This window comes from Vibrio sp. Vb0349, from assembly GCF_033338975.1.
Genome location: NZ_JAWOTS010000005.1, coordinates 92,166 through 110,830 on the forward strand (window position 1 = coordinate 92,166; position 18,665 = coordinate 110,830).

At 46.8% G+C, this 18,665-nt stretch carries 16 protein-coding genes; 8 read left to right on the top strand and 8 right to left on the bottom strand.

The window, feature by feature from the left end; translation table 11 throughout:
• Together R7Q47_RS08165 and R7Q47_RS08170 are read left to right on the top strand one after the other, a co-directional pair.
• Positions 1-1,965 (top strand): MacB family efflux pump subunit, encoded by a 1,965-nt coding sequence (locus tag R7Q47_RS08165; RefSeq protein ID WP_161610504.1) that lies wholly within the window; start codon positions 1-3, stop codon positions 1,963-1,965.
• 14 nt (positions 1,966-1,979) lie between these two features.
• Entirely contained in the window at positions 1,980-3,356 is a 1,377-nt protein-coding gene (locus R7Q47_RS08170) for an efflux transporter outer membrane subunit (RefSeq protein WP_081048933.1), read from the top strand.
• A 96-nt stretch (positions 3,357-3,452) separates the two neighbouring features.
• Here R7Q47_RS08170 and R7Q47_RS08175 read toward each other — a convergent pair whose 3' ends face one another.
• Complete coding sequence (locus R7Q47_RS08175; protein WP_005374097.1) at positions 3,453-3,995, bottom strand: carboxymuconolactone decarboxylase family protein; 543 nt, start codon at positions 3,993-3,995, stop codon at positions 3,453-3,455.
• A gap of 111 nt (positions 3,996-4,106) precedes the next feature.
• Between R7Q47_RS08175 and R7Q47_RS08180 the strand changes: the two genes are divergently transcribed.
• Positions 4,107-4,709 carry a TetR/AcrR family transcriptional regulator gene (locus R7Q47_RS08180; RefSeq protein WP_005384344.1) on the top strand — a complete coding sequence of 201 codons (603 nt, stop codon included), beginning with the start codon at positions 4,107-4,109 and terminating at the stop codon, positions 4,707-4,709.
• A 151-nt stretch (positions 4,710-4,860) separates the two neighbouring features.
• Here R7Q47_RS08180 and R7Q47_RS08185 read toward each other — a convergent pair whose 3' ends face one another.
• The gene (locus tag R7Q47_RS08185) at positions 4,861-6,117 is read right to left on the bottom strand and encodes an SGNH/GDSL hydrolase family protein (protein WP_213893582.1); all 1,257 of its coding nucleotides are present in this window, start codon (positions 6,115-6,117) and stop codon (positions 4,861-4,863) included.
• 466 nt (positions 6,118-6,583) lie between these two features.
• On the opposite strand from R7Q47_RS08185, the gene R7Q47_RS08190 reads away from it, so the two are divergent.
• Positions 6,584-8,614, top strand: coding sequence for a S8 family serine peptidase (locus tag R7Q47_RS08190; protein ID WP_025768035.1), 2,031 nt, complete (start codon positions 6,584-6,586; stop codon positions 8,612-8,614).
• A 9-nt stretch (positions 8,615-8,623) separates the two neighbouring features.
• Positions 8,624-8,986, top strand: a complete 363-nt coding sequence (locus R7Q47_RS08195) for an ATPase (RefSeq protein WP_151515817.1) — start codon at positions 8,624-8,626, stop codon at positions 8,984-8,986.
• A gap of 191 nt (positions 8,987-9,177) precedes the next feature.
• Here the strand turns inward: R7Q47_RS08195 and R7Q47_RS08200 are convergent, their stop codons facing one another.
• The 3 genes from R7Q47_RS08200 to R7Q47_RS08210 are packed head-to-tail and all read right to left on the bottom strand — an operon-like array spanning position 9,178 to position 11,233.
• Positions 9,178-10,434 (bottom strand): PTS ascorbate transporter subunit IIC, encoded by a 1,257-nt coding sequence (locus R7Q47_RS08200; RefSeq protein ID WP_005384349.1) that lies wholly within the window; start codon positions 10,432-10,434, stop codon positions 9,178-9,180.
• Positions 10,435-10,443: 9 nt separating this feature from the next.
• On the bottom strand, positions 10,444-10,731 hold the full coding sequence (locus R7Q47_RS08205) for a PTS sugar transporter subunit IIB (RefSeq protein WP_318088916.1): 288 nt from the start codon (positions 10,729-10,731) through the stop codon (positions 10,444-10,446).
• Between the two features lie 58 nt (positions 10,732-10,789).
• Positions 10,790-11,233, bottom strand: coding sequence for a PTS sugar transporter subunit IIA (locus tag R7Q47_RS08210; RefSeq protein WP_005384357.1), 444 nt, complete (start codon positions 11,231-11,233; stop codon positions 10,790-10,792).
• A 249-nt stretch (positions 11,234-11,482) separates the two neighbouring features.
• Here R7Q47_RS08210 and R7Q47_RS08215 point away from each other — a divergent pair, with 249 nt between their 5' ends.
• Positions 11,483-12,511, top strand: a complete 1,029-nt coding sequence (locus tag R7Q47_RS08215; protein WP_206955053.1) for a LacI family DNA-binding transcriptional regulator — start codon at positions 11,483-11,485, stop codon at positions 12,509-12,511.
• Positions 12,512-12,596: 85 nt separating this feature from the next.
• Here the strand turns inward: R7Q47_RS08215 and phnX are convergent, their stop codons facing one another.
• The 3 genes from phnX to phnW form a co-directional block, all read right to left on the bottom strand.
• Positions 12,597-13,412 (bottom strand): phosphonoacetaldehyde hydrolase, encoded by an 816-nt coding sequence (gene phnX / locus R7Q47_RS08220; RefSeq protein ID WP_213893581.1) that lies wholly within the window; start codon positions 13,410-13,412, stop codon positions 12,597-12,599.
• A gap of 91 nt (positions 13,413-13,503) precedes the next feature.
• Positions 13,504-14,883, bottom strand: a complete 1,380-nt coding sequence (locus tag R7Q47_RS08225) for an aspartate aminotransferase family protein (RefSeq protein ID WP_213893580.1) — start codon at positions 14,881-14,883, stop codon at positions 13,504-13,506.
• A 26-nt stretch (positions 14,884-14,909) separates the two neighbouring features.
• Entirely contained in the window at positions 14,910-16,013 is a 1,104-nt protein-coding gene (gene phnW / locus R7Q47_RS08230; protein WP_005432490.1) for a 2-aminoethylphosphonate--pyruvate transaminase, read from the bottom strand.
• 266 nt (positions 16,014-16,279) lie between these two features.
• On the opposite strand from phnW, the gene R7Q47_RS08235 reads away from it, so the two are divergent.
• Both R7Q47_RS08235 and R7Q47_RS08240 read left to right on the top strand, forming a co-directional pair.
• Positions 16,280-17,290: a putative 2-aminoethylphosphonate ABC transporter substrate-binding protein gene (locus tag R7Q47_RS08235; RefSeq protein ID WP_213903194.1), complete on the top strand. Its 1,011-nt coding sequence runs from the start codon at positions 16,280-16,282 to the stop codon at positions 17,288-17,290.
• Between the two features lie 260 nt (positions 17,291-17,550).
• Positions 17,551-18,657, top strand: a complete 1,107-nt coding sequence (locus tag R7Q47_RS08240) for a putative 2-aminoethylphosphonate ABC transporter ATP-binding protein (protein WP_054728638.1) — start codon at positions 17,551-17,553, stop codon at positions 18,655-18,657.
• Positions 18,658-18,665: the final 8 nt, after the last annotated feature.

The window sequence follows — 18,665 nt, forward strand, 5'->3', positions numbered from 1 at the left end:
ATGAGTGACGTGCTTTTAAAAGTTGAGGATTTAACTCGACGTTTTGTCTCTGGCGACGAGTCGCTTACTGTGTTGAACCACATTAATTTAGAGATAAAACGCGGTGAAATGGTCGCGATCGTGGGTGCATCAGGCTCTGGTAAATCGACGCTGATGAATGTGCTCGGCTGCTTGGATAAACCGTCCAGCGGTCGATACTTCATTAATGGGCAAGATGTCTCGACGTTGGAATCCGACCAACTGGCGGAGCTGCGCCGCGAGTATTTTGGCTTTATATTCCAGCGTTACCACCTGCTGGGGGACCTAACCGCGGTGGCAAACGTGGAAGTACCGGCGGTTTACGCGGGAGTTCCTCATCGTCAAAGAACGGAGCGAGCGCAGTCACTATTGGCTCGCTTGGGGCTGGAAGATCGTTTGACTCACAAGCCCAGCCAACTGAGTGGTGGCCAGCAACAGCGCGTGAGTGTTGCTCGTGCACTGATGAACGGTGGTGAGGTGATTCTCGCCGATGAGCCCACTGGCGCATTAGACAGTCACAGTGGGCAAGAGATGATGGCACTGCTTAAAGAATTGCATCAACTTGGGCATACGATCATCTTAGTGACTCATGATATGAACGTGGCGAACTTTGCGGATCGCATCATTGAAATCAAAGATGGTGAAATCATTGCAGATACGCTAAATGCACAAGTTGTAATCAATGAGCAAGCAGCAAATACACCGAGCGCGTCTTTTCATCGCCCAGCGCAAGTCGCCAGTAAGTGGTGGAAGTGGGACAGTTTTATTGACGCGCTCAAAATGGCGCTGCTGGCGATGTCTAGCCACAGAATGCGCACGTTTTTGACCATGCTCGGCATCATTATTGGTATAGCTTCGGTGGTTTCCGTGGTGGCACTAGGTAATGGTTCACAACAGCAAATTTTGTCGAATATTTCATCCATGGGAACAAACACCATTGATGTCAGGCCGGGCAAAGGGTTTGGTGACCGCCGCTCCGGACGAGTGAAAACGCTAACCGCCGACGATGCTAAATCGTTGGAGAGTCTACCTTTTGTCGACAGTGTCACGCCGTCTTTATCCAACAGCTTAACCGTGCGTTATGCCAATCAGGATGCAACCGCGTCTGTGGAAGGGGTTGGGGAAGATTATTTCCGTGTGCGCGGTTATGAGATCGCCAAAGGTCAGTTTTGGGATGAAGAGAGCGTGAACTCACTCGCCCAAGAAGCAGTGATTGATGACAACACCAGAAAGGAAATGTTTGCGGATAGAAATCCGATTGGTGAAGTGATTTTTCTTGGTTCATTGCCAGTGCGTATTGTGGGTGTCACGCAGAAAAAAGAAGACGCGTTTGGTAACAGCGACGCGCTGAAAATTTGGGTGCCATACACCACTATGTCGGGACGCATGATGGGACAACGCTACCTCAACGGCATTACTGTACGGATTGATGAGAACGCCCCAAGTGCGGCGGTAGAGCAGAGCATCATCAACTTGTTAAAAATGCGCCACGGTACAGAAGATTTCTTCACGATTAACACTGACACCATTCGTCAGAGCATCGAGAAAACCACCGCAACCATGACGTTACTGATCTCAGCGATTGCGGTGATCTCCCTAATTGTCGGCGGAATTGGCGTAATGAACATTATGTTGGTGTCGGTGACAGAGCGCACGAAAGAGATCGGTGTGCGAATGGCTGTGGGTGCGCGGCAAGCGGATATTTTGCGTCAGTTTTTGATTGAAGCGGTACTGGTGTGTTTATGTGGTGGCATTGCTGGTATTGGCTTGGCATTTTTGATTGGTTTTGCATTCAGTACATCTGGCAGCAGCTTCCAAATGATTTACTCAATGAACTCGATCATCTGGGCGTTTATTTGCTCAACGTTGATTGGCATCGCTTTCGGCTTTTTACCCGCTCGCAATGCCGCCAAACTCGATCCGATAGAAGCGCTAGCGAGAGACTAAAAATGAGTAACACAATGAAATTCAAAACTCGATTGGTCGCGGCTGCCTTAAGCGCAGTGTGGTTGTCAGGTTGTGGTTCGCTTATGCGTAGCGACTATCAAGCTCCTGAGGTGCAAGTGCCTGCAAATTGGCAACAGATGCATGTTGCGGGTGATGTCAGTATGGATCCTTGGTGGTTGGCGTTTAACGACCCAACGCTTAATCAATACATTACTCAGGTGTTGGCTCAAAACAACGATTTGACGCTGGCAACGCTAACGCTAAAGAAAGCGCGTTTACAGCTGGGTTTAGCGCAAGATGACCTTTTCCCTACGTTGAGTTCTTCCACATCAGGACAAGTTCAAAAATCTCTTGATGGCGGGGAATCGGCAGATAGCTACAGCACTAACTTGTCCGTCAATTACGAGTTGGATTTGTGGGGAAAAATCTCGGCGGACGTTGACCAAGCCAAGTGGACGGCGATGGCAAGTCAACAAGATCGCGAGGCGACCGCACAAAGTTTGGTGGCAACGACGGCATCGTTATATTGGCAAATCGGCTATCTGAAACAGCGTTTAAACCTCAGTCAGCGTAATGTGGAAGACGCAGCTCAAACGCTACAATTGATTGAAAAACAGTACCAACTTGGCGCTGTGGATCAGTTAGATGTGCTTGAAGCCAAACGTACGTTGGCAAGCTTACAAGCGCAGCAAAGTGAGTTTGAACAGAGTTTACTTGAGGCAAACAACGCCTTTGCGATTTTGTTCAATCAACCGCCGAAGAGCATCAGTGCAAACATCCAAATGCTGCCTGAAGGCGATATGCCATCGTTGAGTGTTGGTGCTCCGTCTGATTTATTGATCCGCAGACCCGACATTAAAGCAGCGATTTATGAAGTCAAAGCCGCGCTAGCAAATAAAGACGCAGCAGATTTGGACTACTTGCCTAAGCTGACGCTCACTGGGGCTTTGGGTGGATCGTCACAAGCGCTCAAAGACCTGCTTTCCAACCCGATCGGCAGTTTAGGTGCAGATATGACGTTGCCGTTTTTGCAGTGGAATGAGATGAAAAATAGCCAAGCCATTGCCGATTTAGACTATCAATCGGCTATTGTGAGTTATCGCCAAGTGTTGTACGCCGCATTCCAAGATGTCGAAAATGCCTTGTCGGCACGCGAGAAATTGAAGTATCAGGCGGCGCGTTTACAAGAACAATATGATGCCGCAAGTGCCGCTGAGTCCATATATGCCGCGCGGTATCAGTATGGCTCGACATCGATCATGGACTATTTGAATGCCCAAGAAGACACCAGAAACGCACAAGCTTCTTTGTTGGAGAACCGCTACAACCAGTTTCTCACTCAGGTTACGCTTTACCAGTCTTTAGGAGGAGCCGACGTTGCGCCGTTGTAATTAGGTGTCAGCTCACACTAGCGAAGCGCCATGCAACAAAGCCTTTTTTGAAGGTATTACTGGTCCCATGAATGGGACCAGTAATAAAAGCTTAAGTTACTTGGCGAACTTCTTGAAAGGTGCATCAACCGGGGTGTCAGCTAGGTGATTGGTATAGTTACTCATCACTTTTTGCGCTAGACCAAGTACAATTTCAAGCAGTTGCTGCTGTCCGTAACCCGCCGCAAAGAACTTCTCTATCTGAGACTCTTCCACTACACCACGTTGGCGCACCATTTGAAGCGTTGTCTCTCGTAGTGTTTCAAGTTTTTCGTCTGCCAATGGTGTTTGGTTGACGAGAGCATCAACAATCTCCTGATCCACTTTCATTGATGCCGCGATCGCACTATGAGCAGGAACGCAGTAGTGACAACCATGTTCAACGTTGATGGTTTGCCATACGACGGTCAATTCTTCTGCGTTAAATGATGTTTGTTGAAATAGCTCATGCACAACTTGATAACCCTCAAGCAAGGTTGGCGCTTCAGCCATAACAGCATGAAGATTTGGTAGCATGCCAAACGCTTTGACTGAATTTTCAATCAGGTGCTTTGATCCTTCGGGTGCGTTTTCTGCGGTATACAGTTTAAATTCTGCCATGTTTAAATCTCCTGTAATTGGATATGAGCGGATTAGGCAAGAACAGGATAGTTGATTTTGAGCGGTCGCTCAATATAAAATTGAGCATATGTTCAAAATTGATAATTGCTCATGGCGAATACAAAGAAATTCCAACGTGATGAAGTGGTGAAAGCCGCCTCGGATCTATTCTGGAAGAAAGGTTTTCATGCAACATCTACACGTGATTTACAAGATAGCGTGAATCTGCGTCCTGGAAGTATTTATGCGACGTTTGGGTCAAAAGAGGGGCTATATTGTGAAGCGCTAAAAATGTACGTTGCGAACTTGCAAGCCCTGTTTGAGTTGCATTTAGCTCAGAACACAACGGTTCTAGATGCAATAGAAGCTTTCGCGATTGATGTGGTTATCAATCAGCGAGACTCCAATCCCAGTGAAGTGTGCATGTTAGTCAAATCAGCAAGTGAATTTGCTGAGGATTTTAATGCGCTGCGCAATCAAACAAACAGCTTAGCAAACCAATTTGAATCTTTTCTTGCAAAGCTGTTTGAGCGAGCAATCGAGAATGGCGAAATTGAAGCCCAGGATACATTGCTTCTTGCTCAGTTGTTCCAGGTTCAGTTTACGGGTATACGAGCCTACTCATACCGCAGTGATGATGAAACCTTAAAGACGTTGATCTCTATTATGGTGAACAGCTTCCGCGGTAACGTACCAAAACAGAACGCTGAATGAGACTGCTCAAAGTCAACGTCTCTAAATCAACGGCTTGAAGTAAGCGAGCTCAAATAAACCCGTTATCGGGGGTCGATATCGATAAAAAATGACCACGAAGCATCGTGGTCATTTTTATGCAGATTAACTTGCAATGAACAACAACGGCTTATTAAAAGCGAAACTCTTCTAAGTTATTGCTGCTTTCTAACATTTTTTCAGCCACATAACGATGCGTTGCTGTGGTTGGGTGAGTCACATCCCAGAACACGAACTTATCTGCGCCAGATGCTGCACATTCAGAACGTAATGAGTGAGTGTACATGTAGTCAACAGAGGATGAACGGTTGATGTCTAAGCAAGGGTCGCTTGCATTTACGAAACCGTGTTCTTCTGGTGCCGAGGTTAACTTCTCAAACAGTGCGTGTGTATCAAACAATGCGATGTTGTAGCCTTGGGCTTTGTAGTACATCGCTTGTGCTTTGATGAACTCGTTCATCTTCAATACTTTCGCACGAATCGTTTCAATTTCTTCCTGTGTTGAGTATTTGAACTGTGGTGCTTTGGTTGCATCTGGCAGTGTCATCAACATGAAGTTCTTCGCGCCAGCGTCTGTTAAACGAATCAGAGCTTCAGCGTAATCCGCTTTTACTTCCGGCACGCTACGGTTGTAGTTCATGAAATCATTTAAACCAAACTCTAACGTAAACAATGTGTTAGCAGGGTTGTAGTTCTTCGCCAGCTTTGTGTAGGTTAAGTAAGAAGAAACTTGTTCGCCGACACCAGTTAGCGCGATGTATTGGTTTTCACCTGCTGCGCCACCAACTGCCCAGTTGTATAGCGGTAAGTTTTTGGCTTTAGCAACGTATTCCGTCCAAACAAAACCGTTTGAGAAGTGACCCAAGAACCAGCTATTAGGGTTAGGGAAGCGCCATTGGGACGCGTTAAAGATGTTGCCTGTATCAGACAAGCTATCGCCCAAAGCCACCACCTTGTTGATTTGATCTGGTTGCATTGCAACATCATTGCTCCAGATCGTGTGGTTATAAGAATAACGATTGTCGGCAGCAAAAAATGTAATGTCTGCGTTCTCGTTCGCTAGATCTAGTGTTTCCTCACAACGCTGGCGAATTACGTTTTGTGAGGTATTGGTGTAGAACATGTTTTTAAATGAAACAGAGCTCCACCAATAACCATCGATAGTGAAGTCACTACCATCTTGGTTTTTTGCCCATTTCCAATCGGTAGCCGCATCGTCCTTAGAGTGGCTCGTACGATACCAGCATCGAACGTACGTATAAGTTTGATTTTCTTGCGCGCTAACCACTTCAGCCGCAGAAACCATTGCTGGTGATAAAGTTGGCTCCTCTGCAATGGCGGAGGCAAGCGGAAGTAATGCAGTTAATAGTGTGATTGTTTTTTTCATCATTCACTCTTCTTGTAATGGTTATTGTTCCGAATGCGTGAATACGCTCGGCTATAACAGTATTTAGATGAGAATTTTTCTCACTAAACCTTCTAATTCTGAGTAAATGCTCAAGACAGTCAACAACTAAATATTCAATATTTCAGTTTTGGCATCACGGTCAAAAAATCCATTCAGCATAGCAATCGATTAAATGGGTTATATTTAGAATAATTACTCACTAACATTAATTTAACATTCACTTTTTGTTAATTAAGTAATTGCTTTATAAGGTTTTGTTGATTATTTTTAATGTTAACTTAAAGTGTTTATTGAATGATCTTTTGTACAAATTTTTATATTCATGAAACAAATTGTTTGGCATTTTTGCTCTGTAAACTATAGCTGAAGCTCTCATGCAAACATCATGATGATGACTTTTCATGAGAATATAGTGAATAAAAATTAGCTCAAATAAGGAATAGGGCAAATGCACTACACAACAAGTAAAAAACAAGGCTTATTTTCGTTGTCTGCCGTAGCAATAGCACTGACCACTTCGATGTCAGCGTTTGCGGCTCCACCAATGGGATTTGATGAATCTAAGTTACCGACGAAGTACATCGTCAAATTCAAAGAAGATGCAGTCAGCCGTTCTTCAATGGGTGGTAACTCATTCTGGGGGCCACGAATCGCGCAGGAGTCTGTTCTAGAACAGGTGAAGGCACGTAAGGTGGAAAAACTGGGCAATCGCGCCATTTACAGCGTTGAATTGGATGGCGATGACTTAGAGCCGCTTCGCAACCGTAGTGATGTGGAATACGTGGAAGTCGATCCACCTCGCTATTTGCTCAGCGAAACGACCCCATGGGGATATGAAGCGGTTAATGCTCAACTGCTAGCTGACTTCAATGCGGGTAATCGCACTGTATGTATTATCGATTCAGGGTACGACATTTCGCACAACGACCTAAGCGGTAACCGCGTTGCTGGTACTAACGATAGTGGTACGGGATCATGGAGTGATCCGGGTAACAACAATGCCCACGGTACTCACGTCGCGGGTACGATTGCTGCGATTGCCAACACCGAAGGTGTAAAGGGTGTGATGCCAAACCAGAATGTTAATTTGCACATCGTGAAAGTATTTAATGAATCGGGTTGGGGTTACTCATCTGGGCTTGTTAAAGCAATCCAGACCTGTGCCGATAATGGTGCTAACGTTGTGAACATGAGCCTTGGTGGTAGTCAATCAAGCCGAACTGAGCAAAATGCACTGCAAAATATTTACGATCAAGGCGTTCTATTGATCGCAGCTGCGGGTAATGATGGCAATACAGCGCACAGCTATCCAGCTTCTTATGACTCAGTGATGTCTGTTGCGGCCGTTGATAATCAAAATGATCATGCAGCGTTCTCACAATCTACTAATCAAGTTGAGATCTCAGGCCCGGGTGTGGCGATCTTATCAACGGTTACGGTAGGTGAAGGTAAACTTTCTGATATTACCTTGAATGGTGTCAGTCAGTTTGATCGTGGGATTGTTCCTCACAATCGTTTGATCAATAACGGTTCTTCGTATGTTCCGGATCCAATCGCGGGTTCAGTAACGGCAACGCTAGATAGCTGTGATGTATCTGGCGGTAACTTTAACTGTGGTGATATGTCGGGCAAAATTTGTTTGACTGAGCGTATCGGCAACCAGTCTTCAGGAAACTACCCTGAAGTAGATGCGGTTCAGGCTTGTTACAATGCGGGTGCGCGAGCTGCAATCGTATACAGCAACTCTGAACTACCTGGTTTACAAAACCCTTTCTTGGTAGACACAAACAACGCTTATCGTATGGTTTCGGTAACGGTTGATCGTGCATTTGGTCAAGAGCTATTGGGGTATGTTGGTCAGGAAATTACTGTTGCAACAACCTCTGGTGAAGATTACGAGTACTACAATGGTACATCAATGGCGACACCGCACGTAACGGGCGTAGCTGGCTTGGTGTGGAGTTACCACCCAACCTGTACAGCAGCGCAAGTACGTAATGCCCTAGTGAAAACTGCAACAGATATTGATGTTGCTGGTCGAGACAACCGTACTGGCCACGGCCTAGTTAATGCTGAAGCGGCGAAGCTGTTCTTGGACGCTGGCTGTAATGGACCTGATGGTGGTAGCTCTTCGGACTCTAGCTTCTCAAATACCAGCCCTGTTGCGATTCCAGATAATAAATCTTCTGGCGCAATCAGTGCAGTAGAAGTCGATCGCTCTGGTGATTCAGGCACAGTAAGTATTGACGTTGATATTAGCCACACTTACATCGGTGATCTACGAGTGACTTTAACGTCACCGACTGGTGGAGAAGTTGTACTTCACAATAATACTGGCGGCAGCGCTAACGATATAAAAAATACGTTCCAAGCGGATTTTTCTGGTTTTGAATCGCAAGGTACATGGGAACTAAAAGCGGTGGACAGTGCCAGAAGAGACACAGGCACCATCAACAGTTGGACTCTGACCTTTCAATAAGGAGTGACTATGAAGAAGTTGACCTTACTTTCTTTGTCTGTGGTAGGCGCTACCGCACTATTGGCAATCGGACTGAGCTCAAGCAGCTTGGCAAACAATCAAGGATTTCCTCTCGTGGATGAACGCCAAGATCAAGCCGAGCAGCAACCTGCGCGTTACTTTGTTAAGTATCATGAAGGAAAAGAGAGCGAAGTGAGAGCGCTTCTTCGTCAGCACAACATTGAAGTGGTCGACGCTCTGGTGAAACAACACGTGTTGGTTGTGGTGGGTGAACAGGCGGAAGTCGATAAGCTCGCGGATCACGATGCGGTCGAATACACCGAGCAAGAGCCGACAAGAAAGCTGCTATCTAACGGAAGTACGTTTCAATAAACCAAACCTCCTTAAGATAGTGCCAAAAAGAAAAACGCCCCTCACGTGAGGGGCGTTTGTTTTCTTTCATGCTCCGGTTCTTCTAAAGTCAGTCGCTTGCTATGACTAGAGACTCTTTAGGATTGATGCCGATGAGCCTATTCCCGCATCAATCAAGTCAGTTATCAGCTAGTCATATTCAGACTAACTACTTAACGAACAATCAGACCCAGTAGGATACCAACAGCGCCGAAGTCTGCGTCACTAAAGGTCGTGTTAGCAAAGCCTAGGTCACCAAGTACTGGCATTAGGAATACTGGTAGGAAGGTAATCAATAGACCTTGTGCAAAAGCACCCAAGATTGCACCGCGACGACCACCTGTAGCGTTACCAAATACACCTGCCGCTGCACCTACAAAGAAGTGTGGAACGACACCAGGGATAATCACAGTAAGCCCCATCACGTAAAGTAGGAACATGCCCAAAAGACCCGCCGCAAAGCTCGATAGGAAGCCAACCAATACTGCGTTTGGTGCGTATGGGAATACAACCGGACAATCAAGCGCAGGTTTTGCGTTTGGTACTAGTTTGTCTGAGATGCCTTTAAACGCTGGAACGATTTCTGCGATAACCATACGTACACCTTGAAGGATAACGTACACACCACCGGCGAATGTGATGGATTGCATCAATGCGAACATGAACCAGTGCTTACCACCACTGACTTCGCGTACAAAGTCACCGCCAGCGAAGATACACGTCACCATAAAGATGATGCCCATGGTGAACGAGATTGCTACAGGCGTATCACGTAGGAACAACAAGCTCTTAGGTACGTTCATCTCTTCAGTAGAGTGTTCTTTGTTACCGAACTTGCTGCCAATAAAGCCCGCTAGTACGTAAGAAAGGGTAGAGAAGTGACCAATCGCAACGTCGTCAGAACCTGTTACTTGCTTCATGTACTTGTGAGCAATCGCAGGGAAGAACACCATCACAGAGCCCACAACCAGAGAGCCAAGTGCGATCAGTGGAACACCTTTCATGCCGCTAGAAGCAAGGATCGCCGCTACCATCATCGACATAAATAGAGTGTGGTGACCTGTTAGGAAGATGAATTTCCATGGCGTGAAGCGAGCGATCAAGATGTTCACTAACATACCGAAGAACATGATCATCGCCATCTCTTTACCAAACGCTTCTTGCGCGATAGAGACGATAGCTTCGTTGTTTGGAACCACGCCAGTGATGCCGAACGCGTGTTGGAAAATCGTCGCAAAGTCACCCAGAGAAGTTACAACCAGACCCGCACCCGCACCAAGCACGATGAAACCAAGAATGGTTTTTACCGTGCCTTTAATGCACTCGGTGACCGGTTTTTTCTGGGCAATTAAGCCGATTAGGGCGATAAGACCTACCAGAACCGCCGGCTCTGATAGGACATCGTTCATTAAGAAACTGAAGAATTCCATAACGCCACCTTATAGAGCGCCAAGCTCTTGAAGTGCCACAGATAGACGCTCTTTCATTGCCACTTTGTCGACCATGTTATCAAGCGCAACGATGCGAGGTTCAACGCCAAGTGCGTTCAACTGTTCAATGATGTCGTTAGTACCGATGAAGATGTCACAATCCGTACCTTTTGCAGAACCTAGATCGATATGATCCACTTCTGCGTTTACATTCAATTCTTTCACGATGCCTTTGATGCTCATTTCCATCATTAGGCTAGTACCAAGACCGTGACCGCAAACAACCATAATTTTCATAATTCAGACCTTTTCTTTTTATAGGGGTGTATGCCCATTTTGAAGGGCACATCAGGAGTTAGTACTTTTCGATGATCGCGAGAACATCTTGTGTGTTTTGAGCGGTGCAGATGGCTTCTACATGCTCTTCATTCATAAACAACTCAGCCAGTTTAGAAATCGCATCCACGTGCGAGTTACTGTCTGTCGCGGCTAGCGTAACCAGCATTTTTACTGGATCGTTACCTTCAGAATCGAAGTTCACGCCGTTTTGAATCACCGTGATGGCAAGAGACAAACGGTTAACGCCATCTTCAGGGCGAGCGTGTGGCATTGCCATACCAGGACCTACCACGTAGTAAGGACCGAGCTCTTCGTGTGAGCGGTAAATAGCGTCCACATAGCTTGGCTCAATCGCACCATTTTCAATCAGTGCTTCACAGGATTTGCTCACCGCATCTTTCCAGTCGGTTGCGTCAGAATGGATGCGAATGACATCAGAGGTAATCAGTTCACGTAGCATTGGAATGTTTCCGATTTGTTGTTTTGTTGCTGCGTACTTTATCGATCAATTTGTCAGAAAAACCTGAGAATGATCACAAATGGTAGCGCTATCTGATAGCGCTATCATAAATTGTGATAGCGCTACCATTTTTATCAGTCATCCGAGTTTCATATGCTTGTGATCGACTTCTAATGCGCTAATATCAAAACCACTAAAACGCTGTGGTAAGATGTCGCGGCAGAAAATAGAGAACACTAAATAAAAACAATGAGCGAACCTCGCAAACGAAGAAGTACTGGCAATGTCACCTTGGCGGACGTCGCTAAAAAAGCCGGCGTAGGCACCATGACGGTGTCGCGAGCATTACGAACGCCCGAGCTAGTATCTGACAAGCTGAGAGAAAAGATTCAACAAGTGGTTGATGAGCTCGGCTATATCCCGAATAAAGCGGCAGGGGCTTTGGCGTCTGCTGAAAGTTACTCCATCGCTCTTATCATTCCTTCCCTGTTTGAAAAAGCGTGCGCGCTTTTCTTACCGAGCTTTCAACAAGCGTTGAACAAGGCAGGTTATCAGTTGCTGCTTGGTTACAGCGACTACTCGGTAGAGCAAGAAGAGAAACTGCTTTCGACATTTCTTGAGAGCCGTCCAGCCGGAGTGGTGTTGTTTGGTAATGAACATAGCCAACGTACTAATCAGCTTTTGGAAGCCTCGAACACGTCAGTATTGGAAATTGCTGAGCTAAGTTCGAAAGCCAGTTATCTCAATATCGGTGTTGATCATTTTGAGGTGGGTAAAGCCTGTACCAAGCATGTGATTGAGCAAGGCTTCAAGAACGTGGGCTTCATTGGTGCGCGCGGCGATCACTCCACTTTGCAACGTAAGCTACACGGCTGGCAAAGCGCGATGATTGAGAACTACCTTGCGCCGGACCATTTCTTAACCACGCACGAAGCACCATCTTCACAATTAGGTGCGGAAGGATTGGCAAAACTATTGCTGCGCGATTCAAGTTTGAATGCTCTGGTATGTAGCCATGAAGAGATTGCGATTGGCGCATTGTTTGAGTGTCACCGCCGAGTGCTGAAAGTCCCGACCGACATTGCGATTATCTGTTTGGAAGGCTCTTCCATGGGTGAGCACGCCTACCCAAGTTTGACCTGTGCGGAATTCGATTACGAACGTATGGGGACGAAAGCCGCAGACAAGTTACTGCAAGCCATTAAAGGTGAGCCTGTAGAACATGCAACGGACATGGGCTTTAAGCTAAAACGCCGAGCGAGTACTGCGATCAACTAACCTCATTTGGTTAGAAACTAATACGTGATACAAAAAACCTCTCGATGCTGAGAGGTTTTTTATGCGTGAGAATAATGATTCTCTACTAAGGACGCTCACCTGCTGCTAGGCGACGTTCGATATCTGCAACCACTTCTGGGAAGTCAGCGATCGTATCGATAAAGTAGTGCGGCGAGCTCTTGAGCAATTTTGCACGCGCTTTTTCACGAGCGGCATTAAGTGTTGCTTCGTCCGCAGCTTGGTATTCTTCAAACGTTAGACCTGCTTCGTTACCAGACAGCAGCAAACCAACGGTCCACATACCGGCGTTGTGACCTTCGTCGATGCCTGGGGCTGCGTCATCCACTTTGATACACGCGTTAACGTCCGTTACATTCAGCTCAATCACGTTTTTCAGTGCCATAAATGGTGCAGGGCGACCACCTTGAGGCAGGTCATCCGTTGCTACCACGTAATCTGGTTTGTAGCCGTAATCCGCTGCAACTGGAATCAGTACGTCCATCACTTCGCGAGGGTAACCAGAGCAAGAACCGATCTTGATGCCTTTGTCTTTCAGATCGTTCACAACTTCAATCGCATTGAGAATTGGCTCTGCGTGGTCAGCCACTTTTGCTTTTTGCAAAGGCATAAATGCTGCGTAGATAGCATCGATGTCTTCGCTGGTCATTGATCGACCAAACTTCTCATTCCAACGCTTATCAACCGCAGGGATGCAACCCACAGCTTGGATGTGATCCCACTTACCAAGCCCCATTGGTTCGCGCGCTTCTTCAAGGTCGATTTCAAAATCAAAACCTTGTTTGAACGCTTCCACAAAGATACTGGTTGGCGCAAAAGAGCCAAAATCGACGATAGTGCCAGCCCAGTCAAAGATCACTGCTTGAATTGGTGAAATGCTCATGTTCAATCCTTTTTTCTTGCTTGCCAGAGCGCTTGCCTACACGTTGGAACCGCGCTCTGGGTAAATTGGTTTTTGTTGAGGTCTATTGACCCTAAAAGTAGTAAAAGTCTTTACACACTTTGGCGATGGCTTCTTCGAAGATCGCCAACGCTTCTGTCAGTTGTTCACGAGTAATGATCAGCGGTGGGCTGAGCTGAATCACGTTACCTTGCGATACCTTGAAGCTCACGCCGTTGTTGAGGCATTGGTACAGTACAGCTTCCGCTTCGTCATACGCGCGTGCTTTGCTTTCGTGGTCAGTGACCAGTTCAATGCCCCACAACATGCCGATGCCACGCACATCACCAATCACTGGGTATTTGGCTTTCATCTCTAGCAGCTTTTCACGCATGAACTGGCTGTCGGCTTTGGCTTTATCTAGCAAGCCGTCTTGCTCAATAGCTTCCATGGTTGCCAGTGCCGCAGCACAACCGATAGGGCTTTTCTCATGAGTGTAGTGACCCATGGAGATTTGCTCGGCGGTGTTGTATTTGTCTTTGGTTACCATGGCTGCGATAGGTACTAAGCCTCCGCCCAAACCTTTACCGATGCAGAGCATATCTGGCTCGATGTCGTAGGCTTGGTAGGTAAACCATTCACCGCTGCGACCCATGCCATTCGGGATGTCGTCGATGATCAGCATGACATTGTGTTTGCCACAGATTTCTCGAATGCGTTTCCAGTAGGCTTTGCTTGGCACTTGTACGTCGGTATTACGAACCGCTTCTGCGATAAATGCGCCCACGCCGCCTTCTTTCTCAATCACGTATTCAAGGTAGTCGGCGTAATGCACGTCGCTGCCGTCCTCTACTGGGAAAGCGCCACGGTAAGATACGGCTGGTGGAATGCGCTCAACACCTGCCATTAATGGTCCCATGCCTTGTCGGAAACACGCTTCGCCACCTACTGAGATGGCATCCAATGATGCGCCGTGGAAGGAATCCCACAGAGACACCACCTTGTAGTTGCCCGTGATGTGGCGTGCTAATTTAAGAGCCATACCAACCGCAGATGTGCCACCCGGAGCAAACAGCACACGGTTCAATTCACCGCCACAGATTTGGGTGAGCTTTTCGGCACATTCAATCGCGGTCTCGTTGGTAAAACGACGTGGTGAAAACGGCAGTTTGGCAATTTGCTCTTGCACGCGTTTCATCACATGCGGGTGACCGTAGCCCAACTGGTGGACGTTATTGCCATGGAAATCCATGTACTTTTTGCCCGTGGCATCTTGGATGTAGATGCCTTCTGCTGCTTCCAAGGTATCTAAGCAAGGCGTCGACATAGCTTGATGAAGAAAGACCTCCGAATCACGCTTCAATAATGTTTGCGTGCGTTCGTCATCCATCGATGCATTCCAAGCTTGGCGCGCTGGTGTTGTGTTGACATCGCCTTCGCTGCGGAAATGGGTCGGTTTGATATTCTGAGTCATAACGCTCTCTCAATCAGAAGGCTGCTTTACGCAACTTGCCAATACATTGCTTTTTCAATCGCACCGATTAAGCGCTCGATATCTGCTGGATAAACTTCACCGATGTTACCGATGCGGAAGCAATCTGCGTTCGATACTTTACCCGGATAAATCACAAAACCTTGCTCTTTCAAACGTGTGTAGAACGCTTTGAACTGGTAATCACTGTGTGTCGGAGAGTAAAAAGAAGTGATGATTGGCGAGTGAAGGTCATCACTCAGTAGCGGTTCGAAACCCAAAGAGCGCATACCTGCAACCAGTGTTTTCTGGTTAGTTTGGTAACGGTTATGACGAGCTTCAATGCCGCCTTCTTGTTCCAGCTCTAACAAGGCTTGGTAGAAAGCGCGAACCGTGTGCGTTGGAGACGTGAAACGCCATTTACCGTGGTTCACTTCCATGCAGTGCCACTGGTCGTAAAGATCAAGGCTCAAAGAACGTGCCTGACCTTGGCACTTTTCGAGCTCAGTTTGCTTTGCAATCACAAAGCCAAAGCCCGGCACGCCTTGAATACATTTGTTTGCAGAGCTGATCATAAAATCGATGCCTAGCTCTGCGATATCGATAGGAATGCCACCAAAGCTCGACATGGCATCGAGAATCACCACTTTACCGTGTGCTTTTGCCGCGGAAGCAAATGCCTCAATTGGATTCAGCATGCCAGTGGTTGTCTCGCAGTGAACAATCGCCACGTGGGTGATCGCAGGATCCGATGCCAATGCAGTTTCCACCTCGTTCAAGTGTGGCTGTGATGTTTCGCCTGGGGAAACTACATGGCATGGAATATTTAGGTAATCAGCGATCTGAGCGATACGCGCACCGTAAGCGCCGTTGTCGACAACCAACAACTTCCCATCTTTGCCAATGGCGCTGCCAATTGTCGCTTCTACTGATGCGGTGCCGCTACCTTGCATTAGTACGCTGGTGTAGCCGTCTTGCTCCGTCGCCAGTTTTACAAGCTTAGTGCGGATCACTTCTACAATGTCTTTGTTGTATTCATCATCCCAAGTACACCAGTCTTTTAGCATGGCTTCACGTACCGTTTCAGAAGTAGATAGAGGACCTGGAGTCAGTAGTAGGTATTCGTTTTTCATCTCGATTTCCATCAGAATAGGCTAGTTGGTCTACACCAAATTTCGAGTTCACTCTAGCGAGGAAGAAAAGGGCAGTAAATAGGCGAATATTCAATTTCATAAAACTTTAACATCCAGAAAATGGCGGATCAATTGAACGATTATTCATCGCAAGTTTTCGTAAAACTGCCATTTAATGGTCATGATTTCGTCACAAAGGCTAAGTAGGGTGTATATCGTCAACTGGTACAGACCAAATGAAAACTTAGCCAAATTAACTGGAGAAAATGATGAAAAACCGTTTGATGAAAGGATCGCTGGCTGCACTTGTCTCTCTGCTAGCTACGAATGCAATGGCAGCACAGGAAGTCACGGTTTACACCGCTTTCGAAACTGACATTCTTGCGAAATACAAGTCTGCGTTTGAGAAAGATAACCCAGATATCAAGATTAAGTGGGTTCGCGATTCCACCGGTATCATGACGGCGAAGTTGCTGGCAGAAAAGAACAACCCTCAAGCGGAAGTGGTTTGGGGTCTTGCTGGCTCGTCAATGGCACTGCTTAAAGATGAAGGTCTTCTTAAGCCTTACACACCAAAAGGTTTGGAAGAGCTGCATGCGAATCTAAACGACCCTCAATCAAACCAAGCTTGGTTCGGTAACGATGCATTCTTTAACGCAGTTTGTTTCAACGAAGCGGTTGCGAAACAACTTAACCTACCGAAACCAACGTCCTGGGAAGACCTAACAAAGCCGGTTTACAAAGGTCACATTGCAATGCCTAACCCAGCGTCTTCAGGCACTGGCTACATGCAGGTTTCTGCGTGGCTACAAAACATGGGTGAAGATCAGGCATGGACCTACATGCGTGACCTAGACAAGAACATTGCACACTACACGCACTCTGGCTCTAAGCCATGTGTTCAAGCGGGCATGGGTGAAGTGGCTATCGGTATTTCGATGGCAAGCCGCGGCGCGAAGTTGAAAACACAAGGCGCGCCACTAGCGGTGATCACACCAAAAGGCATCGGTTGGGAATCAGAAGCCGTTGGTCTAGTAAAAGAGTCGGATGCAGCGAAACGTGTTGTCGACTGGTCAATCTCTAAAGCGGCAAACGAGCTTTACGTAGAAATGTATCCGGTGGTTGCACATAAAGAAGTGAAAGCGACTGTGTCTAACTTCCCTAATGTTCAAGAGAACATGGCGAAGATGGACTTCGCGCAAATGGGCAGTAAGCGTGCAGAGATTTTAGCAGCATGGTCTGAGAAGTTCGATGCGAAATCAGAGCCAAAATCTTAATTGAATTTGCTTTGAGTTGAATGCTGAAATCCACCTCGGTTGAGGTGGATTTTTTGTTTTCTCTGTTATTTCAGAGTTTGCTGCAAGTAGATTCCTAGTCTCACCTAGGTTCGCTGGAATGACGGACTTAAGAAAGTCGGGAATCTCTAGTTACCACTCTCATCGCCCTTCATCTATTTGTCATCTTCTGGCTATAAATTTGTCATTGGAGCGTAACACTCCAAAACTAAAATTGGTATATACCATTTGGAGCATGTGTTATGTCAACTAACCAACATTACCTAAATATCGAAAATGTAGTGAAGCAATTCGGACAGTTCACTGCGTTAAAGAAAATCTCGCTAGCGATTGAAAAGGGCGAGTTTGTTTGTTTTCTTGGTCCTTCTGGCTGCGGTAAAACCACTCTGCTACGTGCCATTGCAGGTTTAGACTTGCCAACGTCTGGTGCGATTTTTCAAAACGGTCAAGAGACCACATTTCTACCACCAGAAAAGCGTGATTTCGGCATTGTGTTTCAGTCTTACGCGCTGTTTCCGAACCTAACTGTGCAAGAGAACATTGCGGTGGGTTTGAAGAACCAAGGTATGTCGACCAAAGAAGCGTTAGAGAAGGTGGATTACTGGTTAGAAACCATTGGTCTTCCAACCTCTAGCGAGAAATTCCCTAACCAACTTTCTGGTGGTCAGCAGCAGCGTGTTGCTTTGGCTCGTGCATTGGCGTTGTCACCGGGTCTACTGTTACTTGATGAGCCGCTGTCAGCGCTAGATGCAAAAGTACGTGTTCACTTACGTGACGAGATTTGTAAGCTGCAACGTAAGCTGGGCATCACCACCATCATGGTTACGCACGATCAGGACGAAGCATTGTCGATGGCGGATCGCATTGTGGTGATGAACCATGGCGTGATTGAGCAAGTCGGTACACCTCAAGAGATCTACCAACAACCAGCAACGCGCTTTGTTGCTGAGTTTGTCGGCAGCATGAACTTTATTGAAACCTCAGCCGCAACAGACTCCCAAGTGCGCATTGCTGAAACCTTGATGCCAGCGCCAAGCTTGACTAATCGTAAGATCCAACGTGGTGACCGCTTCGACCTTGCGGTGCGTCCTGAAAGCATCAAGTTCGTTGAAAACTACAATAACTCTTTACCTGTGCGAGTTACGGCAACCGAGTTTCTGGGGGCGTTTTTCCGCATTGATTGCGTATTGCAAAACGACAGCTCAACGAAAACCATCGTAGTGGATGTGCCTGTGGAAACGGTTCAAAAACTCAATATCAAGGCGGGCGATGTACGTTACATCCAGTTTGCTGAAGAAGGGCTGCATGGTTACGCCGTGCCCTCGGTTGATAAAGCGCTAGCAGCGTAGGTGTAAAC